Genomic DNA, 24,897 nt, shown 5'->3' on the forward strand with positions numbered 1-24,897 from the left:
TTTATGCCCGGGCGATAAGGCGCTCGATCAGATCGGGGGTCAGTTCGTCGAAATGGCGGACGACGATGTCCGGCTGAAGGCTTTCGACGGGCACGTCGGAATAACCGAAGGGAACACCGATCGAGCGAACCGAGGCGTTCTTTGCGACGAGAATGTCGTTGAGGCTATCGCCGACCATTACCGATTTTTCCGGCGATCCGCCGGCAAGCCGGATGGTCGACAACAAATGCTCGGCATCGGGCTTGCGCACGGAAAACGTGTCGCCGCCGGTGATCGCTGCGAAACGGGATGTCAGGCCAAGGCCCTCCAACAGGCTTCTGGCCAGCATTTCCAGCTTGTTGGTGCAGACGGCGAGCGTAAAGCCGGCGGCAGACAGGCGATCCATCGCAGTGATGACGCCGGGATAGGGGAAAGAATCACCCGGCATCGAACCATGGTAGAAATCGATGAATTCCTTCATCTGCCAGTCGAGGTCCTTATCGGAAAGCGCCTGACCGCGCAGCGTGAACGTGCGCTCGATCATCGCCTTGGCGCCATGGCCAACGAGATGTGTCAGGTCGTCATAGGTCACTGGCGCTAGGCCGGCCTGCGTAACTGCATGGTTGAGGCTTGCCACCAGGTCGGGCGCTGTATCGACGAGGGTTCCATCAAGATCAAAGACGACAACGGATGCGGACACTGGAACCTCTTGAAACTTGCTGGAAATGTTGCCATCCGGGTAGGGGAAGCGGGCGAGAAAAGCAATCGTAACTTTACGCGGAAGCGCTGGTTTGCTTTTGCATTCTGGCCGCTATTGGGGCTTTTGTTTGCCGTTGCAGCCGTGTAAACGTCTCAACGGAACGAAGGGACGCGATGTTTTGCCGTGGCCCCATCGGTGAGTTTTGAGGAGATTGTGGCGCATGGACGCCCGTCAGATGAAGATCAAGGCTGCAGCGGCAGCGCTCGACTATGTCGAAGATGGTATGAGACTTGGGATCGGCACAGGTTCGACGGCGGAAGAGTTCGTTCGCTTGCTGGCCGAAAAAGTGGCGGCGGGCTTTCGTATCGAGGGCGTGCCGACATCGGAACGCACGGCACGGCTTTGCCTGGAACTCGGTGTGCCCCTGAAATCGCTCGAAGAGCTTCCAGAACTTGACCTGACCATTGACGGTGCGGACGAAGTGGACCCGATGCTGCGCCTGATCAAGGGCGGCGGCGGCGCGCTGTTGCGTGAAAAGATCGTTGCGTGCGCCTCGGCTCGGATGATTGTGATTGCCGACGAAACCAAGGTGGTTGAGACGCTCGGCGCTTTCAAGCTGCCGATCGAAGTCAATTCCTTTGGGCTCGGCGCCACGCGTATCGCCGTTGAAAAGCTTGCCGCCCGGCATGGGCTTTCCGGCGAAATCGCCGTGCGGGCTTCCGGCGACGGGCCGTTCATGACCGATGGTGGACATCTGATTCTGGACGCATCTTTTGGCCGCATTCCTGATGCAGATGCGCTTGCACGCGAACTGAACGCCATTCCCGGCGTGGTCGAACATGGACTATTCATCGGCATCGCATCTCTTGCCATCATCGCCGGTCCGGCGGGGGCAAGGGTGATGACGGTTTGACCGGTTGCGGCCGAAATTGCCGCGCCGGATTGCTATAGCGCCGCCGCCGGTCGGGATTGCCCGATGCAGGTGGCGGCAGCTTTGAAATTGAATTATGCAGGGGTTCGCAGATGCAAGGCATGCGCGCAATCCGGCATCAACTGACAGGAGCGTTACAGACATGATCAAATTCGCAGGTCTCGGCCGTACAATGGCTGCAACGGCCATCATCCTTTCCGCCGTCATGGTTCCGACACTGCGGGCGCAGGATGTAACGGACGAGCAGATCAAGGCCGCACGGGCCGCAATCGCTGCCATCAACGCCACGAACGGCTTTGACAATATCCTGCCGAATCTGGCTGAACGCCTGAAGACGACCCTCATCCAGTCCTCGCCGAACTACGAAGACCTGATTTCCAAGACGGTCGATGCCAAGGCGCTCGAACTGGCTGCGCGCCGCGCCGACCTGGAGCGTGAAGCGGCAACGATCTATGCCAAGACCTTCACCGTCGAGCAGCTGAACGCGATTGCGACCTTCTACACGTCCGAAGCTGGCAAGAAGCTTTTGAACGACGGCCCGATCGCTTCGCGCGAACTGGTCAAGGCCGCCGACATCTGGGCCGCTGGTATCTCCCGCGATCTGAATGCGGCTGCAACCAAGGATTTGAGCGCGACCCTGACCGCCGGTCAGCAGCCGGTCGATGGCACGGCTCCCGTGACGCCTGCCCAATAAGGAGCGCCTGCCGGTTCCTGGCAGCACATTCACGCCGATTTGCTGAAGCCCGGGTCATTCCGGGCTTTTCATTTTGCATCCTGCCACCCTATATCACCATCACACGGCGGAATCGCCGGTGAGGCGCTGTACCGCTGTTTGCGGCCGCAGCCTTACCCCCCGCGTCCCGCTTCCCTTCGCATATGACCCTGCCGGGAGTATTTCATCATGGCTTCTTTCGATTATGACCTCTTCGTTATTGGCGGCGGTTCCGGCGGCGTGCGCAGTGGCCGGCTTGCTGCGGCGATGGGCAAGAAGGTGGCGATCGCCGAGGAGTTCCGCTACGGTGGCACCTGCGTGATCCGCGGCTGCGTTCCCAAGAAGCTCTATGTCTATGCCTCGCAGTTTGCCGAGCATTTCGAGGATTCTGAGGGGTTTGGCTGGACCGTCGGCGAAAGCACTTTCGATTGGAAAAAGCTGGTTGCCGCCAAGGACAAGGAAATCACCCGGCTGGAGGGGCTCTATCAAAAAGGGCTGGCCAATGCCGGCGCGGAAATCCTGCATGAGCGGGCCGAGCTGACCGGCCCAAACACGATCAAGCTGAAGAATAGCGGCAGGACCGTCACGGCCGAACGGATCGTCATCGCCGTCGGTGGTCATCCGACGCCGCACGATGCGCTGCCGGGTCACGAGCTCTGCATCAGCTCGAATGAGGCCTTTGACCTTCCGGAGCTGCCGAAATCGATCGTGATTGCCGGCGGCGGCTACATCGCGGTTGAGTTTGCCAACATCTTCCATGGTCTCGGTGTCGAGACGACGCTGATCTACCGCGGCAAGGAAATCCTGTCGCGCTTCGATCAGGACATGCGGCGTGGGTTGCATGCGGCGATGGAGCAAAAGGGTATCCGCATCCTGTGCGAGGACCTGATCCAGTCCGTCAGCAAAAATGCCGATGGCAGGCTGACAGTGGAAACGAAGAAGCATGGTGCCTTGACCGCCGATCAGGTGATGCTGGCGCTTGGCCGCGTGCCGAATACCACGGGGCTTGGTCTCGAGGCAGCTGGCGTTGCCGTCAACGAGCGCGGTGCTGTTATCATCGATGCATTCTCGCGCACCAGCGCGCCCGGTATCTATGCGCTGGGCGACGTGACCGACCGGGTGCAACTGACGCCGGTGGCGATCCATGAGGCGATGTGCTTCATCGAGACAGAGTATAAGGGTAACCCGACATCCCCGGATCATGAGCTGATTGCCACCGCAGTGTTCTCCCAGCCGGAAATCGGTACGGTCGGCCTCTCGGAAGAGGAAGCCGCGAAGAAATTTGCCGATCTGGAAATCTACCGGGCCGAGTTCCGGCCGATGAAGGCGACGCTTTCGGGGCGGGCGGAGAAGACCATCATGAAGCTGATCGTCAATGCTGCCGACCGCAAGGTCCTGGGCGCCCATATTCTTGGCCACGAGGCCGGCGAAATGGCGCAATTGCTTGGAATTACGCTGAAAGCCGGCTGCACCAAGGACGATTTCGACCGGACGATGGCGGTGCATCCAACCGCATCGGAAGAGCTGGTGACGATGTATAGTCCGAGCTACCGGATCAGGAACGGCGAGCGGACCGTATGAGCCGGTAAGGTGTTGCGCCAAACACTTGGCAACGCAGGGTAGGGCGCGCCGGGGCTGCGCGCACTTTGCTGGCACAATGGCTTTGCAATCCCTATGTTAACGTTTATAAGCCCGCATCCGCAAAATCGCCGTTTTCCCCCGAGGGAAGGCTACGGTTCAGGAATTGTTCCGTTGATACACGGTTCAAAACCGGTTTCAGGCGGCATTGCTAGGGTGTGGATCCGGCGATGCAACTGCTGCTGCGGCGGACCTTGCGCAAGAGAACAGGTGATCGACATGGTAGAGAATTGGACCCCGAACAGCTGGCGGCAGAAGCCCATCCAGCAGGTGCCGGATTTTCCGGATATGGCAGCACTCGCGGCCGCAGAAGCGCAGCTCGCGACCTATCCGCCGCTGGTATTTGCCGGTGAAGCGCGCCGTCTGAAGAGCCAGCTTGCCAATGTTTCGGAAGGCAAGGGCTTCCTGCTGCAGGGCGGCGATTGCGCCGAGAGCTTTGCCGAACATGGCGCGGACACCATCCGCGACTTCTTCCGCGCGTTCCTGCAGATGGCTGTCGTCCTGACGTTCGGCGCCCAGCAACCGGTCGTCAAGGTTGGCCGTATTGCCGGTCAGTTCGCCAAGCCGCGCTCCTCGAATATCGAGAAGCAGGGTGACGTCGAGCTGCCGAGCTATCGCGGTGACATCATCAACGGCATCGAATTCACCGAGAAGGCTCGTATTCCGGACCCGGAACGCCAGATCATGGCGTACCGCCAGTCGGCTGCGACGCTGAACCTTCTGCGCGCCTTCGCGATGGGCGGCTATGCCAACCTCGACAACGTGCACCAGTGGATGCTCGGTTTTGTCAAGGAAAGCCCGCAGGCCGAGCGTTACCGCAAGCTTGCCGACCGCATCTCCGAAACCATGGATTTCATGAAGGCGATCGGCATTACGCCGGAAAGCAATCCGAGCCTGCGCGAGACCGATTTCTTCACCAGCCATGAGGCACTGCTGCTCGGCTACGAGCAGGCGCTGACCCGTGTCGATTCGACGTCGGGCGACTGGTACGCCACATCCGGCCATATGATCTGGATCGGCGACCGCACGCGCCAGGCCGATCACGCGCATATCGAGTATTGCCGCGGTATCAAGAACCCGCTTGGTCTCAAGTGTGGTCCGTCGCTGACGGCTGATGGCCTGATCGAGCTGATCGACCTGCTCAACCCGCAGAACGAAGCCGGCCGCCTGACGTTGATCTGCCGTTTCGGTCATGACAAGGTTGCCGAAAACCTGCCGCGCCTTATCCGTGCGGTCGAAAAGGAAGGCCGCAAGGTCGTCTGGTCCTGCGATCCGATGCATGGCAACACGATCACGCTCAACAACTACAAGACCCGTCCTTTCGAGCGCATCCTGTCGGAAGTCGAAAGCTTCTTCCAGATCCACCGCGCCGAAGGCACGCATCCGGGCGGCATCCACATCGAGATGACCGGCAATGACGTGACGGAATGCACCGGTGGCGCCCGTGCGCTGTCGGGTGCCGATCTTGCCGATCGTTACCATACCCATTGCGACCCGCGCCTCAACGCCGACCAGGCGCTGGAACTGGCCTTCCTTCTTGCCGAGCGCATGAAGGGCGGCCGCGACGAAAAGCGGATGGTCGTCAACGGCTGATCAGCGCTGCTGATCAAAACCTTGAGCACATTGAATTTGACAGAGCCGGGCCGGCTGACGAAGCTGGCCCGGTTTTTTGTTGTCCGCGGGGGCCGGACTACAAGTCGCTTGAGGGGATATTCATGGCAGAAGAAAATACCGGATCGTGCAATTGTGGATCTGTCCGTTTCCGTACACGCGGGACACTGCGCGAAGTGATCGCGTGTCATTGTTCCCAATGCCGCAAGCAGACCGGTCTATACTATGCCGCGACCAATGTTCTCGACAGTGAACTTGCGCTTGAAGGGGCGGAGAGTATCACCTGGTATCGCTCGAGCCCGCAGGCCCGCCGGGGTTTCTGCAAGACCTGTGGTTCGGCTTTGTTCTGGAAGATGGACAGTCTGGACTATACATCGATCATGGCCGGAGCGTTCGATACCCCGACCGGCCTGTCCTTCGGCGTTCACATCTTCTGTGCCGACAAGGGCGACTTCTACGAGATCAATGATGATCTGCCGCAATTTGCGCAGTCAAGCGCCTGATGGGTGTGGCAGGAGGCCCTGTATCTGCCTCAGAAGACGTCTGGGCCGGTCAAAAGTACTGCTTCTTTATAAGCCCGTTCCAGCGCACAGAACTTGATGGATTGCCAGCGCTTGTAGTCGTCCACGAACGAAGCCGTGGCCCAGATCCTGTTCCGGCTGCCGTTGCGATCCTGCCAGCCCAACCAGCCCTGCGCTTCGGCACGGGCAAAAAGGCGGCGGACATGCGTGCGCGAGAGAGAGTAGTGGCTGGAGAGTTCGGAAAAGCGCAGGTTCTCGACCCAGTGGCGGCCGTCCTCCGGTTCGGCATTGGCAATCCGTGAGACGAAATCATCAAGGATCAGCCCGCCATATTCTGTCCAGACGAAGCAGGAGATGCTCAGCGGCGGTTCGCGCCATGCCGGATCGGCGATCAGCCGTTTGGCGGCGAGCGGCTGGGCGTGGCGGAATATGTCCGGATTTGCCTCCAGCTGCGCCACCCGATTACTCCGATCGATCAGATCGAGGCTGCGCATCTGGCCACGGAACCACAACGTCATTGCTTCATGACTGGTTTCGGTCGGCTCCAGCGGGCGGCTGCGTTTGCTCGTTGACCCTGCGACATCGCGGACAAGCTTGTAGGCGCGCAACTCCGCCAGAAACGCTGTGGCGGTGTTGCGGCTCGAAAGGCCTGTGGCTGCGATAACTTCAAGAAGTCTGGCCGCAGTGATGCCGGAGAGCGGATCCGTGGGGTCGCGCTGCAAATGCAGTGCGTAGGCGGCCTGCGTCAGCAGCCATTTCTGCTGGGCGGCAACCAGACGGGCAATCCGCGGAAAGTGATCGTAAAGCTCGATCATATGCCGCGCCGCCTGTTGCAGGACCGGGAACAAGGCAGGATTCGCCGCAAACCGATCAACCTCGGCGGAGAAACCGGCTTCTGTCGTATCGATCGCAGGCGGATGTTTGCCGTTCATGGTTTTGGCGAAAGTCCATACGGGTACTATGTCGGGCCGGGAATCGGCTGAATGGTTATTGTTAAGGCATGTCTGTTGCAAAACGGTATAAGTCCATCAATTGTTTCACCAAAGGCTGCAAATAACAGGACGGTTCGTGCCACTGATCTATTCGAAAAAAAAACCGGACGGCAAGATTGCCATCCGGTCTACGAATGAGAGGGGTGATTGTGACGTTTATTGTACGAGGACTGGCTGCAAGCAGTTGACGCCGGTGACGCGGACATCAGCTTCACCGACCCGGACGCCGACCACCAGAAGAAGATTGTAGATCAGGCTATCGATCGCCGGTGTAACGGCTCCCAGCGTCTGGGCGAGCGCTGCCTGAACGAGCTTGGGGCTGCCGAGCGTCAGAAACAGTACCTGGATATCGACATCGAGGTTGTTGAGCAGTGTCTGCGTTGCCGAGGTCAGAATGTCTTTGGTCGAAACACTCTTGATAGAGTTGGCCGCGACCTCGGACGGGCTGAACGTTAGCCTTTGCGGCTGAAGGTTCTTGGCTTCGACATGGGCGATGCCATCGATCCTGACCAGCAACGAGTCGAGGATCCTCGCTTTTTCAACCCGTGCCTCATCGCTGAAGTCTGACAGAATAGCGGGATTTACGGTACCGATCGCAATCTCCGCGACGCCCGGAACGGTATCGACCGAGACGCTGGCATTGGTGTTTGAACCACCATAGCAGCGAATGTCGGCGAGCTTGGCTTCCGCGTAGGCAACCTCGACATAGATCGGCAGTTTGATCCGCAAACCGGCAAGCAGGGACAGCCCATCGATGTTGACCTCAATTGCAAGCCGGGTCTGCGCGGTGCGCACCGCCGAACCTGGACTGCCCAACCGATGGGCCGGCGTGGTGACGGGCGGCTCACCAACAGCAAGCTTCACGCTGGCCGAGGCAATGCCGGGCAGGCCGGCCACGGTGGCAAGCGATATCTGGTTGGTCCCGTTGGCAAGGGCAGCAGCTGCTGACACGATATCGAGCGCGCTGATCTTCATCGCCCAGTTGGACCCGGCATCGACACTCAATCCTTTTTTGGGATCGATGTTGAGGATCTGCGACAAGGTGAAGGTCTTCTTGTTTTGTTTGGTGGCCGTTTCAAGCGCCTTCAGCGCCGAATTGGCCGTGGCGGAAATCCCGTGAACGGCCTGCATGGAGGCAAGCAGCTGTGGCATGGTGAGGTTTGCCTTCAGCACGTCTTCATAACTCGCCGCCGTCAGGTTCAGGCGGGTGGACACGCCCTTAAGGAAGGGCTGGACGTCGATATCCGCATCCACCAGCGCCCGGTAATCCATGACTTTCAGGGAAATCGTCGTGCCCAGCATCTGGCCCAGTAGCTGATTGAGGATGCCGTCATTGAGGCTTGCGAGCCGTGAACCGACGGAGAAGGACGCGAGCTTGGTGCTTGCAGCGGTGCCCACTGCACTCATCGTTGGCGGTGCGCTGAATATGGCGGCGAGATGAAGCGCGCCTTCCTTCTCGATCGAGACCTGGGCTGCATCCGCCGGCGTGGCGTTCGGGATGAAACGTTGACCGGTCGCTAGTGCGGGATCGGGGACATAGCGTCCCTTGACGATCGTGACGATGCCATTCTTCATGGCGACACTATCTTCCGGGATGACCTTTCCATCCGGATTGATCAAGCCGCCCTTGGTTGCAAGCGCGAGAGGAAGGCCATTGATCTTGAAGTGATTGCGCGCAGCAGACTCGACATTCGGCAGATCGGATGCGGCGACGATGGCGGTCAGGTCGGCGATGCCCTGCATTTCCCGTTTCTGCAGCGTGAGGTAACCGAAATCGATGCCAAGCCCAAGCGACAATACGACAAGAGGCAGAACAATGGCTGTGGAGATGCCGATATTACCTGAAGTATTGGCCAGAATATTGCGGCGTTTCAGCGTTTCGCGGACCATATCAGATACCTCCCAGCCGGATGGTTGCGTAACGTTTGATTTCTTCGTCGGGCAGCGCGAAGGAAAATAGATTCCAGATCGGCAAATCGCGTGCATCGTAGACGATGGTGACGGTGAATTGATTGAGGTTCTTGACGTCATCGGCGACGTCCACCGTGAGCTTCGCCTTGTTGATGAAGGCGTAATCCAGCGTCGATGACTGGATGAACGATTGGGCCAGGCTCTTTCGTTCGGTCGAGGACAGTCCCGCCACAGCGGTGCGCGCTGCGTCAGCGGCGATCTGCTGAACTGCATGCGTCGCGCTCAGATAGATGCCGTAGCCGATCATGGTGAAAATCGTCAGGAAGAACAGGGGGGCTACAATCGCAAATTCCAATGCGGCCGCCCCGTCAATATCTCTACGCATCTGCGATATGAGAGACATGGAACACACCTCCAGGTTTGTATCTGGTCGATATGGCGATCCAGTTACACCTATATCGTGTGCTTCATTTGTTAATTTTTCCGTACGCTAATAAATCGTCTTTTACGTTTTTACCGCTAATTACTGCGAATAATCGATTTTAAGTTGTGCCATTTCTGGTTGGTTGTGTTTGCGCAGTGGACTCCCGCACCGGAATGGGACAGGCGAAGTCAGGCTTGCGGATTTCCCGCATCCTTGTATTGCGCGAGCTGTCCCTGCAACCGGCCGACATCGGCACGCAGTTCGGCGATTTCCCGCAATAGCACCGTGTCGATCTTGTTGTGCAGCGAGATCAGTTCCAGCTCGGATTTGAGATTGACCTCATAGTCCTTCGAGGCATCGAAGCGATCCTTCATGGCTTGCCGGTTCTGCGACATCATGATGATCGGCGCCTGGATGGCGGCGATCATCGACAACAGCAAGTTGAGGAAGATGAAAGGGTAGGGGTCGAACGCATCTCGCGTCAAAAGCACCGTGTTGGCGATGGCCCATGCGGCAAGGAAGATCAGGAAAGCGATGATAAAGCCCCAGGAGCCGCCGACACGGGCGATGCTGTCTGCCATCCGGTCACCATAGCTCTGTCCAGCAACGAAGGCAGCGTTGGTGTCCTGCGACACGATCTTGCGTTCTTTGGCGCGGTGGAGAACCTGACGCTCTATAGCGCCAAGTTCACTGCTCGATTTGCCGAAAAGGATGTGGGAGATTTCGTCAAGGTGCGACATGGGCAGGCTCCGTCAGAAAACGCTGCCCTGTTCTAGCCTACCCCGGTGATTTGCGGAAATGCCGGAACCCGGCATCCCCGCTTCTTTTTACATGGCGCCGGCAAAGAGATCGGCGTGGCTCTCGAAGAACCGTTCGGTGCTGAAGCGCTGGCCGAACATCATGTCGTGCTGCAGGAAACGATAGTCGCGAATGAGCGGCGGGATTGTCTTCTGGCGTCCCCAGGAGGCTGTTTCCTTGCCCTTTGTGTCGACGAGCATGTAGCGGTCGATGATACGGTACTTGTCGAAGATATTGCCGAGGAAGCCCGTATAATAGGGATGCTCGAAGCCGCCCTGCTTGAGGATCTGGTAGGACAGGAAGGCCGGGCTGATCGTGCCGATATCCTTGACCGGGCCGGTCTTGTTGGACCAGACGACCAGAGGCGTTTCGTGCTGTGCCTTCATCTGCTCGAGCGAGCCTTTGCGCGAAGCGGTGACGTCGTTCATGAAGCCGGTGTTCGGATAGACGGTGTTGAGCGGCGGCAGATGGTCACCGAACAGCACGATGATGGTTTCGCGGTCACGTTCCTTGGCCCAGTCCATCAGCATCTTCAGGCTGTCATCCGCTTCCTTGATGCCCTGTGCATAGGTTTCAAGAACTTGCTTGTCGGCAGCGGGAAGGTTGCCTTCGACCTTGATGGTGTTCTTGGCATAGCGGTTGGCTTCATAGGGGCCATGACCCTGCAAGGTAACCGTGAAAAAGAAGAACGGATCACGCAGCTGGTCAGCCTGGCGGATGATTTCCTTGGTGAGCGACTCGTCCGAGGCGAAGATGCCACGCTTCTGCATTACCGGCAGGTTCTCTTCCGACTTGAACTGGTCAAAGCCGAATGCCTTGTACACGGCGCTGCGGTTCCAGAACCACTTCTGGAAGGGGTGCACGGCGCGCGACACATAGCCCTCGCCACGGAAGAAGGTGGCAAGCGAAGGAATGGGATTACGGATATACTGCTGATACGGGATGCTGCCATAGGGTAGGAAGGCGTTGGAGAAACCGGTCAGCGCCTCGAATTCGACATTGGCCGTCATGCCGCCGAACTCCGGCGAGAAGACGTTGCCGGACTGCATTTCGCGGATCGTCGGCATCGGATCGGGCGACAGTTTGACGTTGGGCAGACGGGTCGGATCCCAGAAGGATTCGCTCATCAGAACGATAACGTCAGGTTTGCTGCGATGGGATGTACCAGCCGGCATCGGCTTGGTTGGAATCTTGTCGATCGCATCGGACATATAGCCCGCCGGTGCCGTCACGTTCGCCATTGGCAGGTTGAGCGCAAACGCCATGGTGAAACCGTTGTGACGGTAGTTTTCGGTCTGGTCCCACATGATCGGAATGACCTGCAGGCGGTCACGCACCCATGAGAAATTGTTGTAGTCCATCAGGTGATAGAATGCGCCGAGCAACGGCAGGGCGACGGCGAACCGCGCCAGGCGCTGGCGCCGGGTGAGGGCCGGAAAGCGCCGCCAAGCGAAACGGACAAGCCAAACCAGCGCGGCCACCGCCAAAACGATACCGGCGACGATGCCAACGGCTGTCCACGGGCGGTCGCGGACCAGAACCGGCATCAGCTCCATGATCTGGCGGCCGAACAGAAAATCCGTCGGGTAAAGCGGATCGGAGAGGAAAATCTGCTTCTGCCGGCTGACGAGCGCCGGGATGAGCGCCAGCGGCGCGATCAGGATGACCCCCAAATTTTCGCGTGCGAAGAGGGCGTCGATTGCAAGGAAAAGCAGGAAGAATACGCCAGCGGTCGTCCATGCGGGGCGCGCCGGGTCGAGGAAGAACAGTGCAGATTCCATTGCGGAATTGCGGGCAATCCATTCGACGAAGAAAATCAATGTGATCGACAGAAGCAATGACAGCGAGAGATGCCGTGCAACCGAAAGCGCCTTGGCATGGCGTGCGCCGAAACCGATTTGCGGGCCATAGGCCCTAGAAGCGGTGGCAGCGATTGCTGCCGATTCAAAAATGGCCAAGGCCGTCTCCGATTTCATAAAACTGTCGTCCTAATGTCATACAGACGTCATCTTGAACGGAGGATGAATAATTCAAGTGGTGTTCTCCACCGACTTTTTCGGCACCTGTTGCCGATCCGACATGGCCTGAAAGGCGGGGTTGCGGGTGGCAGTGCGCAAGCCATCTGACGGGCAGGGCGTATTTTTTTCCAACTTCATCGCAAGCACGGGGTATTTTGGTGCGGAATGCGATAAACAGCATCCTTGGATGCCTCGCATCCGCGATAGCAAGATCAAGCACAGGCCTGTTCATGACCGCGCAAAAGACCATTTCCACGACGTTCCGTATCGCTGTTGCCCAGCTCAATCCCACCGTCGGCGACATTGCCGGTAACCTCGCCAAGGCACGCGAAGCCCGCGCTGATGCGGCACGCGGCGGCGCCGACCTTCTTCTTCTGACCGAATTGTTCATTTCAGGCTATCCGCCAGAGGATCTGGTCCTGAAACCGGCATTTCTGAAGGCCTGCCAAAAGGCTGTCGATGCGCTTGCCGCCGATACCGCGGATGGCGGTCCGGGGGTCATCGTCGGTTATCCGCGGCAAGGGGAAACGGGACGCCATAATTCGGTTGCTGTTCTGGATGGCGGTCAGGTTCTGGTCATTCGCGATAAGGTCGATCTGCCGAACTACGGCGAGTTCGACGAAAAACGTGTTTTCACCGAGGGCGCGATGCCTGGACCGGTCAATTTCCGCGGTGTGCGGCTCGGTATCCCGATCTGCGAGGAAATTTGGAATGACATGGGCGTTTGCGAGACGCTGGCGGAAAGCGGCGCCGAAATCCTGCTGGTGCCCAATGGTTCTCCCTATTATCGCGGCAAGATCGATGTGCGCCACCAGGTGGTGCTGCGCCAGGTGATCGAGACCGGTCTGCCGATGGTGTTTGCCAACCAGCTCGGCGGCCAGGACGAACTGGTGTTCGACGGCGCCAGCTTCGCCTTCAATGCCGACAAGCAACTGGCTTTCCAGATGAGCCAGTTCGAAGAGAGCATTTCCATCTCTGAGTGGCGCAAGAACGGCGAGGGCTGGGTTTGTCAGCAGGGGATGATGTCGCGCCTGCCACAGCAGGAGGAAGCCGACTACCGCGCCTGCGTGCTGGGCTTTCGCGATTACGTCAACAAGAACGGCTTCAAGAATGTCGTGCTTGGCCTTTCCGGCGGTATCGATTCGGCGATTTGTGCCGCACTTGCGGTCGATGCGCTCGGCGAAGAACGCGTCCGCACCGTGATGCTGCCTTATCGCTACACATCGTCGGACTCGTTCAAGGATGCCGAGGATTGCGCCAAAGCGCTCGGGTGCCGCTATGACGTCGTGCCGATCGAGGAGCCGGTGCAGGGCTTCCTCAACGCCCTTTCCGATATGTTCGAGGGAACGGAATCCGGTATTACCGAAGAAAACCTGCAGAGCCGGACGCGCGGCACGATCCTGATGGCGCTGTCCAACAAGTTCGGCTCGATGGTGGTGACCACCGGCAACAAGTCGGAAATGTCGGTTGGTTATGCGACGCTCTATGGCGACATGAACGGCGGCTTCAATCCGATCAAGGACCTCTACAAGATGCAGGTCTACGGGCTGTCGCGCTGGCGCAACACGACGGTGCCGCCCGGTGCGCTCGGTCCGTCAGGCGAAGTAATCCCGAAGAACATTATTGACAAGGCACCGTCGGCCGAGCTTCGCCCGAACCAGACGGACCAGGATTCGCTGCCCCCCTATCCGGTGCTTGACGATATCCTCGAATGCCTGGTCGAGAAGGAAATGGGGACCGAGGAGATCGTCGCGCGCGGTCATGACGAGGCGACGGTGCACCGGATCGAGCACCTGCTCTACATCGCCGAATACAAGCGTCGCCAATCGGCCCCGGGCGTGAAGATTACCAAGAAGAACTTTGGCCGCGACCGTCGCTATCCAATCACCAACCGGTTCCGCGACCGGTAGACTTGCAACTGGAGACGACGGCATGCGCAGTTCGGTCGAAATCTACACGGTCGCCACAGGCGAAACCCGCATCGTCTGGCAGACGGAACAGCTGGTGGAGGCACCGAACTGGTCGCCGGACGGGCAGTCGCTGGTGATCAATGGCGACGGCCTGTTATACCGCCTGCCATTGCCGGGCGGCGAGCCGCGTTTGATCGATACGGGCTTTGCTCGCACGTGCAACAACGACCATGGCATCTCGCCTGATGGCAGGACCATCGTCATCAGCGACAAGACCGAGTATGGCGCATCAACGATTTATACGCTTCCGGCCGATGGCGGACTGCCCAAGCAGGTGACGCAGAACCGGCCGTCCTACTGGCATGGCTGGTCGCCGGACGGAAGGACGCTGGCCTATTGCGGCATCCGCGGTCAGGTCTTCGATATCTACACCATCCCCGTGAACGGCGGCGAGGAAACGCGGCTGACCTTCGGCGAGGGGCGTAACGATGGCCCGGACTACAGCCCGGACGGCGAATGGATCTATTTCAATTCCAGCCGTACAGGCCGGATGCAGATCTGGCGTGTCCGCCCGGATGGTTCGGATGTGACCCGTATTACCGACAGCGAGTATGGCGACTGGTTTCCGCATCCGTCTCCCGACGGCAAGCACCTGCTGGTCATCTCCTATGACGGGGATGTCTTCGATCATCCGCGCGATCTCGATGTGCGGTTGCGGCTGATGGACCCGGATGGCGGCAATGCCCGAACCCTGTTTGCGCTGTTTGGCGGGCAGGGCACCATCAACGTTCCCAACTGGTCGCCGGATGGCCGGGAATTCGCCTTCGTGCGCTACCAGCCGGCCACGGGCAATGATCGGATTGCCAACCAAGTTCGTTGAACGAAGCGTCCGACTGAAAGACAGTTGTTGTGCGTCGTCGGCGGCCTTTCAGGGGTGATTTCCGGTCGAGCGTAGGGAGATGGCGCGTGAAACCGTATCCTGGCTGACTTGGTGATGTATCCCGAACACCGGCCAGGCGGCGTAGTTCATCGAAGCGATAACGGGATGTTGTAGGGCGTGATGACTTCCACCGCGGAGAGGCGCGCGATACCCGGTGCGGCCAAGGCACCGCGGCGGCTCATGATCGCCCTAAACACGGTGCGCACATCGGCCTTCAGATCGTGATGCAGGACGAAATGGATTTTACCCATCCGGAGAAGATCGAGATTCCCGGCATCGAGATCGTGTGCCACGAATATCGCACACGTTCGCTCGGCCGCGGCAAAGGCAGCCACCACGGCGCGATTGCCGCCGCCGATTGAATAGACGGCGTTGATGCCCGGATTGTTTGAAAGGGCGGCCGCAGCTAAAGCCCCGGTTGGATCATCGCGGCCAAGACCCTCGCTGATTTCGACGATACCAATTGATGGATAGCGGTTACGCAATATGCGTCGAAAGCCGATTTCCCGCTCTTCTTCCCCACGGAAACGGCTACTCGACAGGGTCGCCAGTACCGTTGCCGGCTGACCGGCAAAGCGTTCGCCGATCAGGTAGGCGGCGGTTTCGCCGGCTGCCCTGTTGTCCGCTCCGGCATAAGCCGTGCGGGGTGCATTGGGCAGGTCGGTGACCAGCGTCACAACGGGAATGCCGGATTGTTCGAGGCGCGTGACGGCGGAACTGATCTCGGGGACATCCGGCGCCTTCAGGACGACGCCATCGGTGCCACGCAGGCGCACCCGGTCAAGCAGTTGGACGATCTCCTGCGGCCGCATCGATTCGGCGAAATGGAAACGGGAGCGGAAGATTGTCGGCAGAAATGTCAGGCTCTCGCTTTCGAAGGCATCGCGCACGGTATCGGTGAAGCGGTCTGGCGCTTCCATGATGATGTCGATGGCAAATTTGCGGCCCTGTATTTCGATTCCGGCCTGCTGTTTTTCCAGTTCGCGGATGGCGGCGTGGACACGCAGTTCCGTCTGTTTGCGTACGCCGGGGCGATTGTTGAGAACGCGGTCGACGGTGGCGATGCTGAGGCCTGCCTGAAAAGCGATGTCCTTGACCAGAAATTCGTGGGCCATCGTGGGTCCGTTCTGATGGTTTTTTGAGGTGTTTCTGCTCTATATCAGCTTTTCCCTCCGCGTATAGTGCGGTCATCGACAGACATCCGGCGGGAGGAAAACGGGATGAAGACCGACAATATTCTAAAACAGCGAGCTGACCGGGTCTGGCTGACGGAAGCTGCCTGCGATCTTGAGGATTTTCGCGCTGAGGTGGAGTGCACGACATCGCTTGCCGACTATCCGCATGCGGCGGCCGTCGAGAAGAATGTTCTGATTTATGACAGCGCAAATGTGCTGAAGGCGGCTCAGACCGGCGAAGGACGCCGGGCGGTGCTGGCTGAAATCTGCGAAGCCTTTGCGACCGGGCCGGGCGTCGTCGTGCTGAAGCGGGCATTCGAGGATACGGCTGTCATCGATGCGGCGAGCGGCATTTTCGACGATATCATCAATGAACAGCACCGGACCAATAGCGGTGGCGGCGACCATTTTGCCAAGCCGGGCGCCAATGACCGCATCTGGAATTCACTTGAAAAGCACTGCCTGCGTGATCCGCGTAATTTCGCCGCCTACTATGGCAATGCCCTGATCGCGCTGGTCAGCGAAGCCTGGCTCGGACCGAGCTATCAGATGACGGCGCAGGTCAACCGGGTCAATCCGGGCGGGGCAGCGCAATCGGCGCACCGGGATTACCATCTTGGTTTTCAGACCTCATCCGTCATCGAGCAGTTTCCGGCACATGTCCATCGCCTGTCGCCGGTCCTGACGCTGCAGGGGGCGGTTGCTCATTGCGACATGCCGCTGGAAAGCGGACCGACCTTGTTCCTTCCTTATAGCCAAACCTATGTTCCGGGCTATCTGGCGCTGAAACGTCAGGAGTTTCGCGATTATTTCGATCGCCACCATGTGCAGTTGCCGCTGTCGAAGGGCGACCTGGTCTTCTTCAATCCGGCCCTTTTCCATGCTGCGGGCACCAATCGTTCCGAGGGTATCAAGCGGGTGGCAAACCTCCTGCAAGTGTCCTCGGCGTTTGGACGCGCGATGGAAACGGTCAACCGGGAGCGCATGAGTGCCGTTCTCTATCCAGCCTTGAAGGCAATGCTTACCGATGGCCGTTTGACTTCTGCGGAAGCCGCTTGTGCGATTGCGTCCTGCGCCGAAGGATATTCCTTCCCGACCAATCTCGACCGGGATCCGCCAGTCGGCGGGCTTGCGCCGAAAACGCAGGCGCAGTTGATGCACGAAGCGCTTTCGGGTGGCTGGGAGGAAGCCGCATTTGCAGCGGCGCTTGCGGCTCAGTCGGAGAAGAAGCTCAGCTAACGGAAATATTCCTTGCAATTTGAACTCCTGCCCGAATGCCGGGCGGGAGTTTTTTGGCATCAGCGATATCGAAAATGGAGGAAAAACAATGAGCAATGACTATGGCCGTCTCGACGGCAAGATCGCGATCGTCACCGGTGGCACGCAAGGGCTAGGCGCCACGATCGCAACGCTGTTTGCCGCGCGCGGCGCCGCAGGCATCGTTATCTGCGGCCGCAATGCCGCCAAGGGCGAAGCCAAGGCCGCCGAGATCGGCAAGGCGACCGGCACCAAGGTCGTCTACGTACAGGCCGATCTGGAACAGGTGGAGGATGCGCGCAAGGTGATAGACGCCTGCGACAAGGCGTTTGGCCGTGTCGATGCGCTGGTCAATGCGGCTGCGATTACCGATCGTGGTACGATCCTCGACACCAGCCCGGAACTGTTCGACCGGATGTTCGCCGTCAATGTGCGTGCGCCGTTCTTCCTGATGCAGGAAGCGATCAACGTCATGCGCCGGGAAAAGATCGAGGGGACCATCGTCAATATCGGCTCGATGTCGGCCAAGGCCGGCCAGCCGTTCATTGCGGCCTATTGTGCTTCCAAGGGGGCATTGGAAACCCTGACGAAGAACACCGCCTATGCTTTGCTGCGCAACCGGATCCGGGTCAACGGCCTGAACATCGGCTGGATGGCCTCGGAAGGCGAGGATCGCATCCAGCGCGAATTTCATGGCGCCGCCAGCGACTGGCTGGAAAAGGCAGCGGCAAGCCAGCCTTTCGGCCGTCTGGTCGATCCGGCCGAAGTGGCGCGTGCCTGCGCCTATCTGTCGTCGAGGGAGTCCGGCTTGATGACCGGTTCGGTGATCTGCTTCGATCAGTCGATCTGGGGCGCCTATGACGGTTCGCCGCATCCGGTCGCTGCGATGTAAGGAGATCAGGCGGGCCATCTTGCATTTGGCGGCCCGCCATGCCCATATCGGTCCTGCTCAGGTGCCCGTGAAAACGGGAGAATCGGGAACCCGGTGAAAGTCCGGGACGTGCCCAACGCTGTGACGGGGACGATTTTGCATTGATGAATTTCTGAATTCTTTCAGAATTCTGCCACTGGATTTTCATGTGATCCGGGAAGGCGGCAAAATCGGTTGATCCGCAGTCAGAAGACCGGCCTGACGAGATAGACCAGCCCCGCGCGGACGGCGGGAGGTTTCGCATTGTTGGGGATCAAACGATGCAAGCTGAACCGCAAGACCGCCTTGTGAGGGCGGACGCATTTTCACCGGACGAGCGCGCCGCCGTCTACCGCGCCATCGAAACCCGCCGCGACGTGCGCGATCAATTCCTGCCCGCACCTTTGCCGGATGATGTCATAGCGCGGCTTCTTGCCGCCGCCCACAGCGCACCCTCCGTCGGCTTCATGCAGCCGTGGAATTTCATCGTCGTTCGCGACGAGGAGAGGCGGGCGCGTGTCTTTGAGGCTTTTCAGCGGGCCAATGAAGAGGCAGCGCTGATGTTTGAGGGCGAGACGCGGGACAAATACCGGTCGCTGAAGCTGGAGGGCATCCGCAAGGCGCCCGTCAGCATCTGTGTCACCTGTGATCCGGCGCGTGCGGGCAAGGTCGTCCTCGGCCGGACGCACAATCCGCGCATGGATGCGTTTTCCACCGTCTGTGCGGTGCAGAACCTGTGGCTTGCGGCGCGGGCCGAAGGTGTCGGCGTCGGCTGGGTCAGCATTTTTCACGAGCGCGAAATCAAGGATGTGCTTGGTATTCCCGATCATATCGAGATCATCGCCTGGCTGTGCCTTGGTTATGTCGATACGCTCTATGCCGAACCGGAACTGGCCGTCAAAGGCTGGCGCCAGCGTTTGCCGCTTGAAGATCTGGTGTTCGCGGATGCGTGGGGCATCAGGCCGGATGATTGATCAATTGGTCTGCTGCGGCTGGTATCCGGGGCCTGCCGGATGCCTCAGGTCGATCGAGGTTTCCTGCGACGGCAGATAGCTTGGGCCGACGACGCGGACCTTGTTGTCCTGAGGATTGTATGGCCTGTCCGCGACGGCGCTTTTCACTTCGACCGGGTCCGCCTTCTTGCGGGTGAGAATCTCAAGGACGCCCTTGCCGTTGTCGTGCGTGCTTTGTTGCGTCGCCGTGCGTCCGGCTGGAGAGCAGCCGCATTGACCGGGCTGGCTGAGGTCCCGGGTCTTGTAGGCGAAAGCCGAGGGCAGGTCGGCATAGGGTTCGCCGGTGGCGGCGGAGACCATCTGGTTTGTCTCTTCTGTCGCCATCGCATGATAATAGAGCGCCGTTTCTGTCCCGGGGCAGCGCCGTTGGCAGGTTTCGGCATCGCGCTGGAAATCGGCCGGCGATGAGTTCGACGAGATTGGGAAGAATGCCCCATCGCAGGTTCTTACGCACATGGTGCGCAAGCTGCCGGGATATTCTGCGCTCGGGCCAAATCCGTCTTCCGGCGTGGCGAAGCCGGCGTTGCCGTACGGATCCGAATACCCCTCGCTGATCGGCGGCAGGTCATTGAGGATATTGCGGTGGGTTTCCGGTTCTTCGACCGCGGCACTGAGGACGTCACTCTCCTCCTCGTTGCAGCGATTGGCGGCAAGCGCGGCGTTAATACGCCGCCGGGCAATATCGCTATCGTTGCCGTCCAGCAGGCTTTGCCGGCGGGCTTTCAGGGTTTCCAGATCCATTTGCATCTGTGAAATTTCGCTGCTCAGGCTTTGGCAGACCTCTTCATTCGGGCCGCCGACAATGATGACGCTGCCCGTGCTGCATCCCATGCGCCTCAGATCACTGCGTGCCTGCCGCAGGTCCAGATTCTGGCGGGATATCGCCCCTGTATAGTCGCGCAGATTGGCATTGGAGGCGACGATCTTCGGCAGGCCGGCAAGATGGGGATTCAGGCGTTCACACACCGCCGAGGCGTCGGCCGTGGCCGTCATGACCAGAAGAAGCGGAACTGCTCGCGCCGCAAGGGATATGGAACGGAAGATCACGTGTTTCTCTCGCCTGAGCATACCGGCACCGCGCCGGGTGCGAAGGAACATCCCGCGCACTCTGACTTTGCCCTTATCATACCGTCATTCGACGGGGCTGCAACGCACTCCGCATAGCAGCGTTAACGGGCGGCGGGAGAAACATGCCGGGCGAGGCGGGAGAGCCACAATCGGCCGAACTCCCGCCAGGCTGGATAGTTTAAGCAGCCCTGGCCATTTCAAGCGACATCGGCCGCTCCAGCACGGAACCGGCGATTTCGGCGACCGCCTTCATCCTGTCCAGAAGGCCGGCTGTGACTTCCCAGGCAACGGCGACAGCATAGACGGAGCCGATCCGCTGTGGCTCGCCAATCCGTTCACCGGGGCATCCCATCCGCCGGAACATCCGCTCCAGAAAAACGTCGGTGACTGTGACGATATGGCTGAGACCGGACGACAGCCCAAGCTCGCCGACGCCACACATCAGTTCGGCGGCGGCGATGGTTACCTGGTTGGAACCGCGATCCTGCGAGATGGCCGGATCGATGCAGAAGCGGCTGGATTCCCAGACGGACGCGCTGCGCACCTGTGGGTTGTCGCCAAGCAGGATCGGAAACGTATCATCCAGCATGTTCGGCCCAAGCGTCGGCAGGAGGCGCAGCGAGCCGCGCAATTTGCCTGTTTCATCCGAGTAAGACAGCACATAGAGCGGATTGACGTCGTCGTAATTGTCGATTTCCCAGTTGCCGCGGACCGACACATCCCATTTCAGCAAGTCGTGAAAGACACGCTTTCGCAACTGGAACATGGCGTCGATAGCGTCCGGATGTTGCTTGCCGGTGTTGCGGTTGAAAATCCTGATCATCGTTTGCTCCTGTGTATGAATGCGGAGAGCAAATGCTGTCAGGTATCGGCGGCGGGCATAACTGTCGGTAGTGACAGGTTTCTAATGCACGCCGATATGCAATGGACTCGGACGTCCGGAAGGACGTCCGAGTCCATTGCATTCACGGGAGAGAAGGGGAGCGGGAAATGATCAAAAGGCCGGGATGAGATCGCGCCGGACGGCTTGCGCGACCGCCTGGGTATTGGAAACGACGTTCAGCTTGCGCCGGGCATTGGTCATGAAGAAGCGGACGGTGCGTTCTGAAATGCCCAGGATCGTGCCGATCTCCCAATAGCTTTTACCCGCGGCGGCCCAGCTGAGCACTTCGGTTTCCCGATGGGTCAGTGTCTTGGCGCAGTCCGTAAGCTCTATTCTGCTGTCGCTTTCCAGCAGAGACGCGTGGAAAAGATTGGCGAGCAATTGGAAATCACGCAGATGGCAACGCCGGTAGGCAGGCCATTCGTCGGACGGAACATCAGCCTGGATTGCCAGGAAAGCCAGCCGCCGAGTGGGGGTCGCGAGAGGCAGGGTGATGCCGTCGAGACCAAGGCCGAGTTGTGTCGCTGCGGAAAAAAGCGGCTCGCTATCGGGATGAAGTTTGCGGGCCGTCGCCCAATCCACCGGCCTGACGCCACCCAAGGTCATGCGCAGGATCGGATCGATGCGCTGATAGCGCTTGTCAACATAGGTTGTGAGACTGCGTGCGCTGAAAGTGTGGTGCAGCCTGTGGATAACAAAACCCGCGGTCAGGATGTCGACGTCGAGATAAAGCAGATTTGCGATACTGAAAGTGCTGCGCATCAGGTCGAAAAACCGTTTTGGTTCAACGATTTCCTCGTTTTCCATAATGTCCAGCAGGTCAAAGAATGCCTGTTGGTCAGCCATGCTGCAAAACCCTGTTATTTGATGGGGGCAGCATGATAACGGTTTAAGTCTTTGTCTAGTGCAATCTTTGGTTATCCGTGTGTTTTTACAAATCTAAACTATAAGCTGTAATTAAAATCACTTTTATATTTGGATTGAGCCGGCTGTGAGCCGGCTCAATCTATACTTCTACTAGGCGGGGTATGAGGCTTCCACAACCGCCAGTGCGGCCATGTTGACGACGCCGCGCGACGTTACCGATGGCGACAGGATATGTGCAGGCAGGGCCGTTCCGAGCAAAATCGGTCCGACATGCAGGCTGTCGGTCATCGTCTTGACGACGCCCAGCGTGATGTTGGCGGCATCGAGGTTCGGGAAGACCAGCAGGTTGGCTTCACCCGCCAGTGTGCTGTTGGGCATGACGCGGCGGCGCAAGGCTTCCGAAATGGCGGAATCGCCGTGCATTTCACCGTCAGCTTCGAGATCGGGCGCGAGTTCGCGGACGATCTGCATGGCCTTGCGCATCTTGAAGGCGCTTTCCGAATCCCGCGAGCCGAAATTCGAATGCGAAACCAACGCTGCGCGCGGGGTAATGCCGAAGCGGCGAATTTCCTGGGCGGCCATCACCGTCTTCTGGGCGATTTCCTCTGCCGTCGGATCGAAGGTCACGTAGGTGTCGGTGAGGAAGGTGGCACCGCGCTGCGAGATCAGCAGGCTGAGGGCCGAGAAATCCAGCACACCCTCGCGCTTGCCGATGATCTGGGAGACAGCCCGAAGATGGGCGCTGTAGCGGCCTTCGACGCCGCAGATCAGCGCATCGGCTTCGCCGCGCCGGACGGCAAGCGCGCCGATCACGGTCTGGTTGGTACGAACGATTGTCCGGGCTGCTTCCGGAATGACGCCGAGACGGCCGACAAGCGCAAAATAGTCGTCGACATAATCGCGGAACCGCGGATCGCCTTCCGGATTGACCACTTCAAAATCGACGTCCGGCCGGATGCGCAGGCCGTAGCGCTTCAGGCGCGTCTCGATGATATTCGGACGGCCGATCAGGATCGGGCGGGCTGTGCCGTCCTCCAGCAGTACCTGGGCGGCCCGCAGGACGCGCTCGTCCTCGCCTTCGGAAAAGATCACCCGGTTTTTCTGGGCATTCTTTGCGGCGGCAAAGATCGGCTTCATGATGAAGCCGGAGCGGAAGACGAAGCGGTTCAGCTGGTCGAAATAGGCATCGAAATCGGTGATCGGCCGGTTGGCGACGCCGCTATCGGCAGCTGCCTTGGCAACAGCCGGTGCGATGCGCAGGATCAGCCGCTGGTCGAACGGCGAGGGGATCAGGTAGTCCGGGCCGAAGACCGGCGTTTCGCCGGAATAGGCGCGAGCTGCGACGTCAGACGGCTCTTCACGGGCAAGCGCTGCGATGGCGCGCACCGCCGCCATCTTCATGTCCTCATTGATCGTGCGGGCGCCGCAATCAAGCGCTCCGCGGAAGATGTAGGGGAAACACAGGACGTTGTTGACCTGGTTGGGGAAATCCGACCGGCCGGTGCAGATCATCGCGTCGGGACGGGCGGCGCGCGCCACTTCCGGCATGATCTCGGGATTGGGGTTGGCGAGCGCCATGATCAGCGGCTTTTCCGCCATCTGGACCAGCAGTTCAGGCTTCAGGACGCCTGCGGCTGAAAGCCCCAGGAAGACGTCGGCACCGGCAATGCTGTCGGCGAGGATCCGGTTGGCGCTGTCCTGCGCATAAACGGACTTCCACTCATCCATCAGCACTTCGCGGCCGAGATAAACGAGGCCTTCGAGGTCGTGCACCCAGATATTTTCACGCTTTGCACCAAGCGTCACCAGCAGATTGAGGCAGGCGAGCGCCGCAGCGCCGGCGCCTGACGTGACGATCTTGGCATTGGCAATGTCCTTGCCGGCCAGTTCCAGGCCGTTGAGGATGGCGGCGGCAACGATGATCGCGGTTCCATGCTGATCGTCATGGAAGACCGGGATATCCATCTTCTCGCGCAACCGGCGTTCAACCTCGAAACATTCGGGCGCCTTGATGTCTTCAAGATTGATGCCGCCGAAGGTCGGTTCCAGAGCCGAGATGACATTGACCATCTGGTCGATTTCGGGCGCATCGATCTCGATGTCGAAGACGTCGATGCCGGCGAATTTCTTGAACAGGACGGCCTTGCCTTCCATCACCGGCTTAGAGGCGAGTGGGCCGATATTGCCAAGACCGAGAACTGCCGTGCCATTTGAGACAACCGCGACCAGATTGGCGCGCGCGGTATAGTCGGCGGCGGTCGATGAATCGTCACGGATGGCAAGGCAGGGGGCGGCAACACCCGGAGAATAAGCGAGCGCCAGGTCGCGCTGGTTGCCGAGTGGCTTGGTCGGCTGGATCTCGAGCTTGCCGGGGCGTGGATAGCGGTGGAAGAACAGCGCCTGTTCATCAAGGTCGCCGCTTGCTGGAACCGCTGGGGTCTTGGCTTTGTCGCCGGTGCTCATATTCGTAAATCCCTACTTATTCGTCGCGGCTCTTTTTGCATGAAACGATGGCTCCGTACAGTTTGGAAACGGCCGTATACCTCCGGTTTTCAGGAACAGGTGTTTATCCAGCGTGCCGGGTGGTTCCACAGGCTGTCATTCTCCTGAAACAAGAGTCTGTTCTTGAAAGCACATAA

21 protein-coding genes and 1 riboswitch are annotated in these 24,897 nt (G+C 59.4%); of the genes, 10 read left to right on the top strand and 11 right to left on the bottom strand.

Annotation, left to right across the window (positions count from 1 at the left end; all coding sequences use genetic code 11):
- Position 1: 1 nt before the first annotated feature.
- On the bottom strand, positions 2–679 hold the full coding sequence (locus tag ASD36_RS14365; RefSeq protein WP_060505594.1) for an HAD family hydrolase: 678 nt from the start codon (positions 677–679) through the stop codon (positions 2–4).
- 220 nt (positions 680–899) lie between these two features.
- Between ASD36_RS14365 and rpiA the strand changes: the two genes are divergently transcribed.
- From rpiA to ASD36_RS14390, 5 genes are all read left to right on the top strand, one after another.
- Positions 900–1,592 carry a ribose-5-phosphate isomerase RpiA gene (rpiA, locus tag ASD36_RS14370; protein WP_060505593.1) on the top strand — a complete coding sequence of 231 codons (693 nt, stop codon included), beginning with the start codon at positions 900–902 and terminating at the stop codon, positions 1,590–1,592.
- A 160-nt stretch (positions 1,593–1,752) separates the two neighbouring features.
- On the top strand, positions 1,753–2,304 hold the full coding sequence (locus ASD36_RS14375) for a DUF2059 domain-containing protein (RefSeq protein WP_060505656.1): 552 nt from the start codon (positions 1,753–1,755) through the stop codon (positions 2,302–2,304).
- A 207-nt stretch (positions 2,305–2,511) separates the two neighbouring features.
- On the top strand, positions 2,512–3,903 hold the full coding sequence (gene gor, locus ASD36_RS14380; RefSeq protein WP_060505592.1) for a glutathione-disulfide reductase: 1,392 nt from the start codon (positions 2,512–2,514) through the stop codon (positions 3,901–3,903).
- Positions 3,904–4,179: 276 nt separating this feature from the next.
- Positions 4,180–5,553 carry a 3-deoxy-7-phosphoheptulonate synthase class II gene (locus ASD36_RS14385; RefSeq protein WP_060505655.1) on the top strand — a complete coding sequence of 458 codons (1,374 nt, stop codon included), beginning with the start codon at positions 4,180–4,182 and terminating at the stop codon, positions 5,551–5,553.
- A gap of 122 nt (positions 5,554–5,675) precedes the next feature.
- Positions 5,676–6,074, top strand: coding sequence for a GFA family protein (locus ASD36_RS14390; RefSeq protein ID WP_060505591.1), 399 nt, complete (start codon positions 5,676–5,678; stop codon positions 6,072–6,074).
- Positions 6,075–6,103: 29 nt separating this feature from the next.
- On the opposite strand, the gene ASD36_RS14395 is transcribed toward ASD36_RS14390, so the two are convergent.
- The 5 genes from ASD36_RS14395 to ASD36_RS14415 form a co-directional block, all read right to left on the bottom strand.
- Positions 6,104–7,024: a hypothetical protein gene (locus ASD36_RS14395; RefSeq protein WP_060505590.1), complete on the bottom strand. Its 921-nt coding sequence runs from the start codon at positions 7,022–7,024 to the stop codon at positions 6,104–6,106.
- A gap of 216 nt (positions 7,025–7,240) precedes the next feature.
- A complete protein-coding gene (locus ASD36_RS14400) occupies positions 7,241–8,974 on the bottom strand; it encodes a pilus assembly protein TadG-related protein (RefSeq protein ID WP_060505589.1) in 1,734 nt (577 codons plus the stop codon).
- Between the two features lies 1 nt (position 8,975).
- Positions 8,976–9,398: a TadE/TadG family type IV pilus assembly protein gene (locus ASD36_RS14405; RefSeq protein ID WP_060505588.1), complete on the bottom strand. Its 423-nt coding sequence runs from the start codon at positions 9,396–9,398 to the stop codon at positions 8,976–8,978.
- Between the two features lie 209 nt (positions 9,399–9,607).
- Positions 9,608–10,159 carry a DUF1003 domain-containing protein gene (locus ASD36_RS14410; RefSeq protein ID WP_060505587.1) on the bottom strand — a complete coding sequence of 184 codons (552 nt, stop codon included), beginning with the start codon at positions 10,157–10,159 and terminating at the stop codon, positions 9,608–9,610.
- Positions 10,160–10,246: 87 nt separating this feature from the next.
- The gene (locus tag ASD36_RS14415; RefSeq protein WP_060505586.1) at positions 10,247–12,193 is read right to left on the bottom strand and encodes an LTA synthase family protein; all 1,947 of its coding nucleotides are present in this window, start codon (positions 12,191–12,193) and stop codon (positions 10,247–10,249) included.
- 272 nt (positions 12,194–12,465) lie between these two features.
- Between ASD36_RS14415 and ASD36_RS14420 the strand changes: the two genes are divergently transcribed.
- Both ASD36_RS14420 and ASD36_RS14425 read left to right on the top strand, forming a co-directional pair.
- The gene (locus tag ASD36_RS14420) at positions 12,466–14,145 is read left to right on the top strand and encodes an NAD+ synthase (protein WP_060511003.1); all 1,680 of its coding nucleotides are present in this window, start codon (positions 12,466–12,468) and stop codon (positions 14,143–14,145) included.
- Positions 14,146–14,167: 22 nt separating this feature from the next.
- Entirely contained in the window at positions 14,168–15,025 is an 858-nt protein-coding gene (locus tag ASD36_RS14425) for a TolB family protein (RefSeq protein WP_060505584.1), read from the top strand.
- Between the two features lie 146 nt (positions 15,026–15,171).
- Here ASD36_RS14425 and ASD36_RS14430 read toward each other — a convergent pair whose 3' ends face one another.
- Positions 15,172–16,200 carry a LacI family DNA-binding transcriptional regulator gene (locus ASD36_RS14430; RefSeq protein WP_060505583.1) on the bottom strand — a complete coding sequence of 343 codons (1,029 nt, stop codon included), beginning with the start codon at positions 16,198–16,200 and terminating at the stop codon, positions 15,172–15,174.
- 105 nt (positions 16,201–16,305) lie between these two features.
- Here ASD36_RS14430 and ASD36_RS14435 point away from each other — a divergent pair, with 105 nt between their 5' ends.
- From ASD36_RS14435 to bluB, 3 genes are all read left to right on the top strand, one after another.
- Positions 16,306–17,499, top strand: a complete 1,194-nt coding sequence (locus ASD36_RS14435) for a phytanoyl-CoA dioxygenase family protein (protein ID WP_060505582.1) — start codon at positions 16,306–16,308, stop codon at positions 17,497–17,499.
- An 88-nt stretch (positions 17,500–17,587) separates the two neighbouring features.
- Positions 17,588–18,409 carry an SDR family oxidoreductase gene (locus ASD36_RS14440; protein WP_060505654.1) on the top strand — a complete coding sequence of 274 codons (822 nt, stop codon included), beginning with the start codon at positions 17,588–17,590 and terminating at the stop codon, positions 18,407–18,409.
- Positions 18,410–18,451: 42 nt separating this feature from the next.
- Positions 18,452–18,665: riboswitch (cobalamin riboswitch) on the top strand.
- Between the two features lie 43 nt (positions 18,666–18,708).
- On the top strand, positions 18,709–19,401 hold the full coding sequence (gene bluB / locus ASD36_RS14445) for a 5,6-dimethylbenzimidazole synthase (protein ID WP_060505581.1): 693 nt from the start codon (positions 18,709–18,711) through the stop codon (positions 19,399–19,401).
- Here the strand turns inward: bluB and ASD36_RS14450 are convergent, their stop codons facing one another.
- From ASD36_RS14450 to ASD36_RS14465, 4 genes are all read right to left on the bottom strand, one after another.
- A complete protein-coding gene (locus ASD36_RS14450) occupies positions 19,402–20,487 on the bottom strand; it encodes a DUF2865 domain-containing protein (RefSeq protein ID WP_112834686.1) in 1,086 nt (361 codons plus the stop codon).
- Positions 20,488–20,686: 199 nt separating this feature from the next.
- Positions 20,687–21,331 (bottom strand): acyl-homoserine-lactone synthase, encoded by a 645-nt coding sequence (locus ASD36_RS14455; RefSeq protein WP_060505580.1) that lies wholly within the window; start codon positions 21,329–21,331, stop codon positions 20,687–20,689.
- 171 nt (positions 21,332–21,502) lie between these two features.
- On the bottom strand, positions 21,503–22,237 hold the full coding sequence (locus ASD36_RS14460) for a LuxR family transcriptional regulator (protein WP_060505579.1): 735 nt from the start codon (positions 22,235–22,237) through the stop codon (positions 21,503–21,505).
- Between the two features lie 171 nt (positions 22,238–22,408).
- Complete coding sequence (locus ASD36_RS14465; protein WP_060505578.1) at positions 22,409–24,721, bottom strand: NADP-dependent malic enzyme; 2,313 nt, start codon at positions 24,719–24,721, stop codon at positions 22,409–22,411.
- Positions 24,722–24,897: the final 176 nt, after the last annotated feature.

The organism is Rhizobium sp. Root1334, assembly GCF_001426665.1.
Classification (GTDB): Bacteria; Pseudomonadota; Alphaproteobacteria; order Rhizobiales; family Rhizobiaceae; genus Pararhizobium.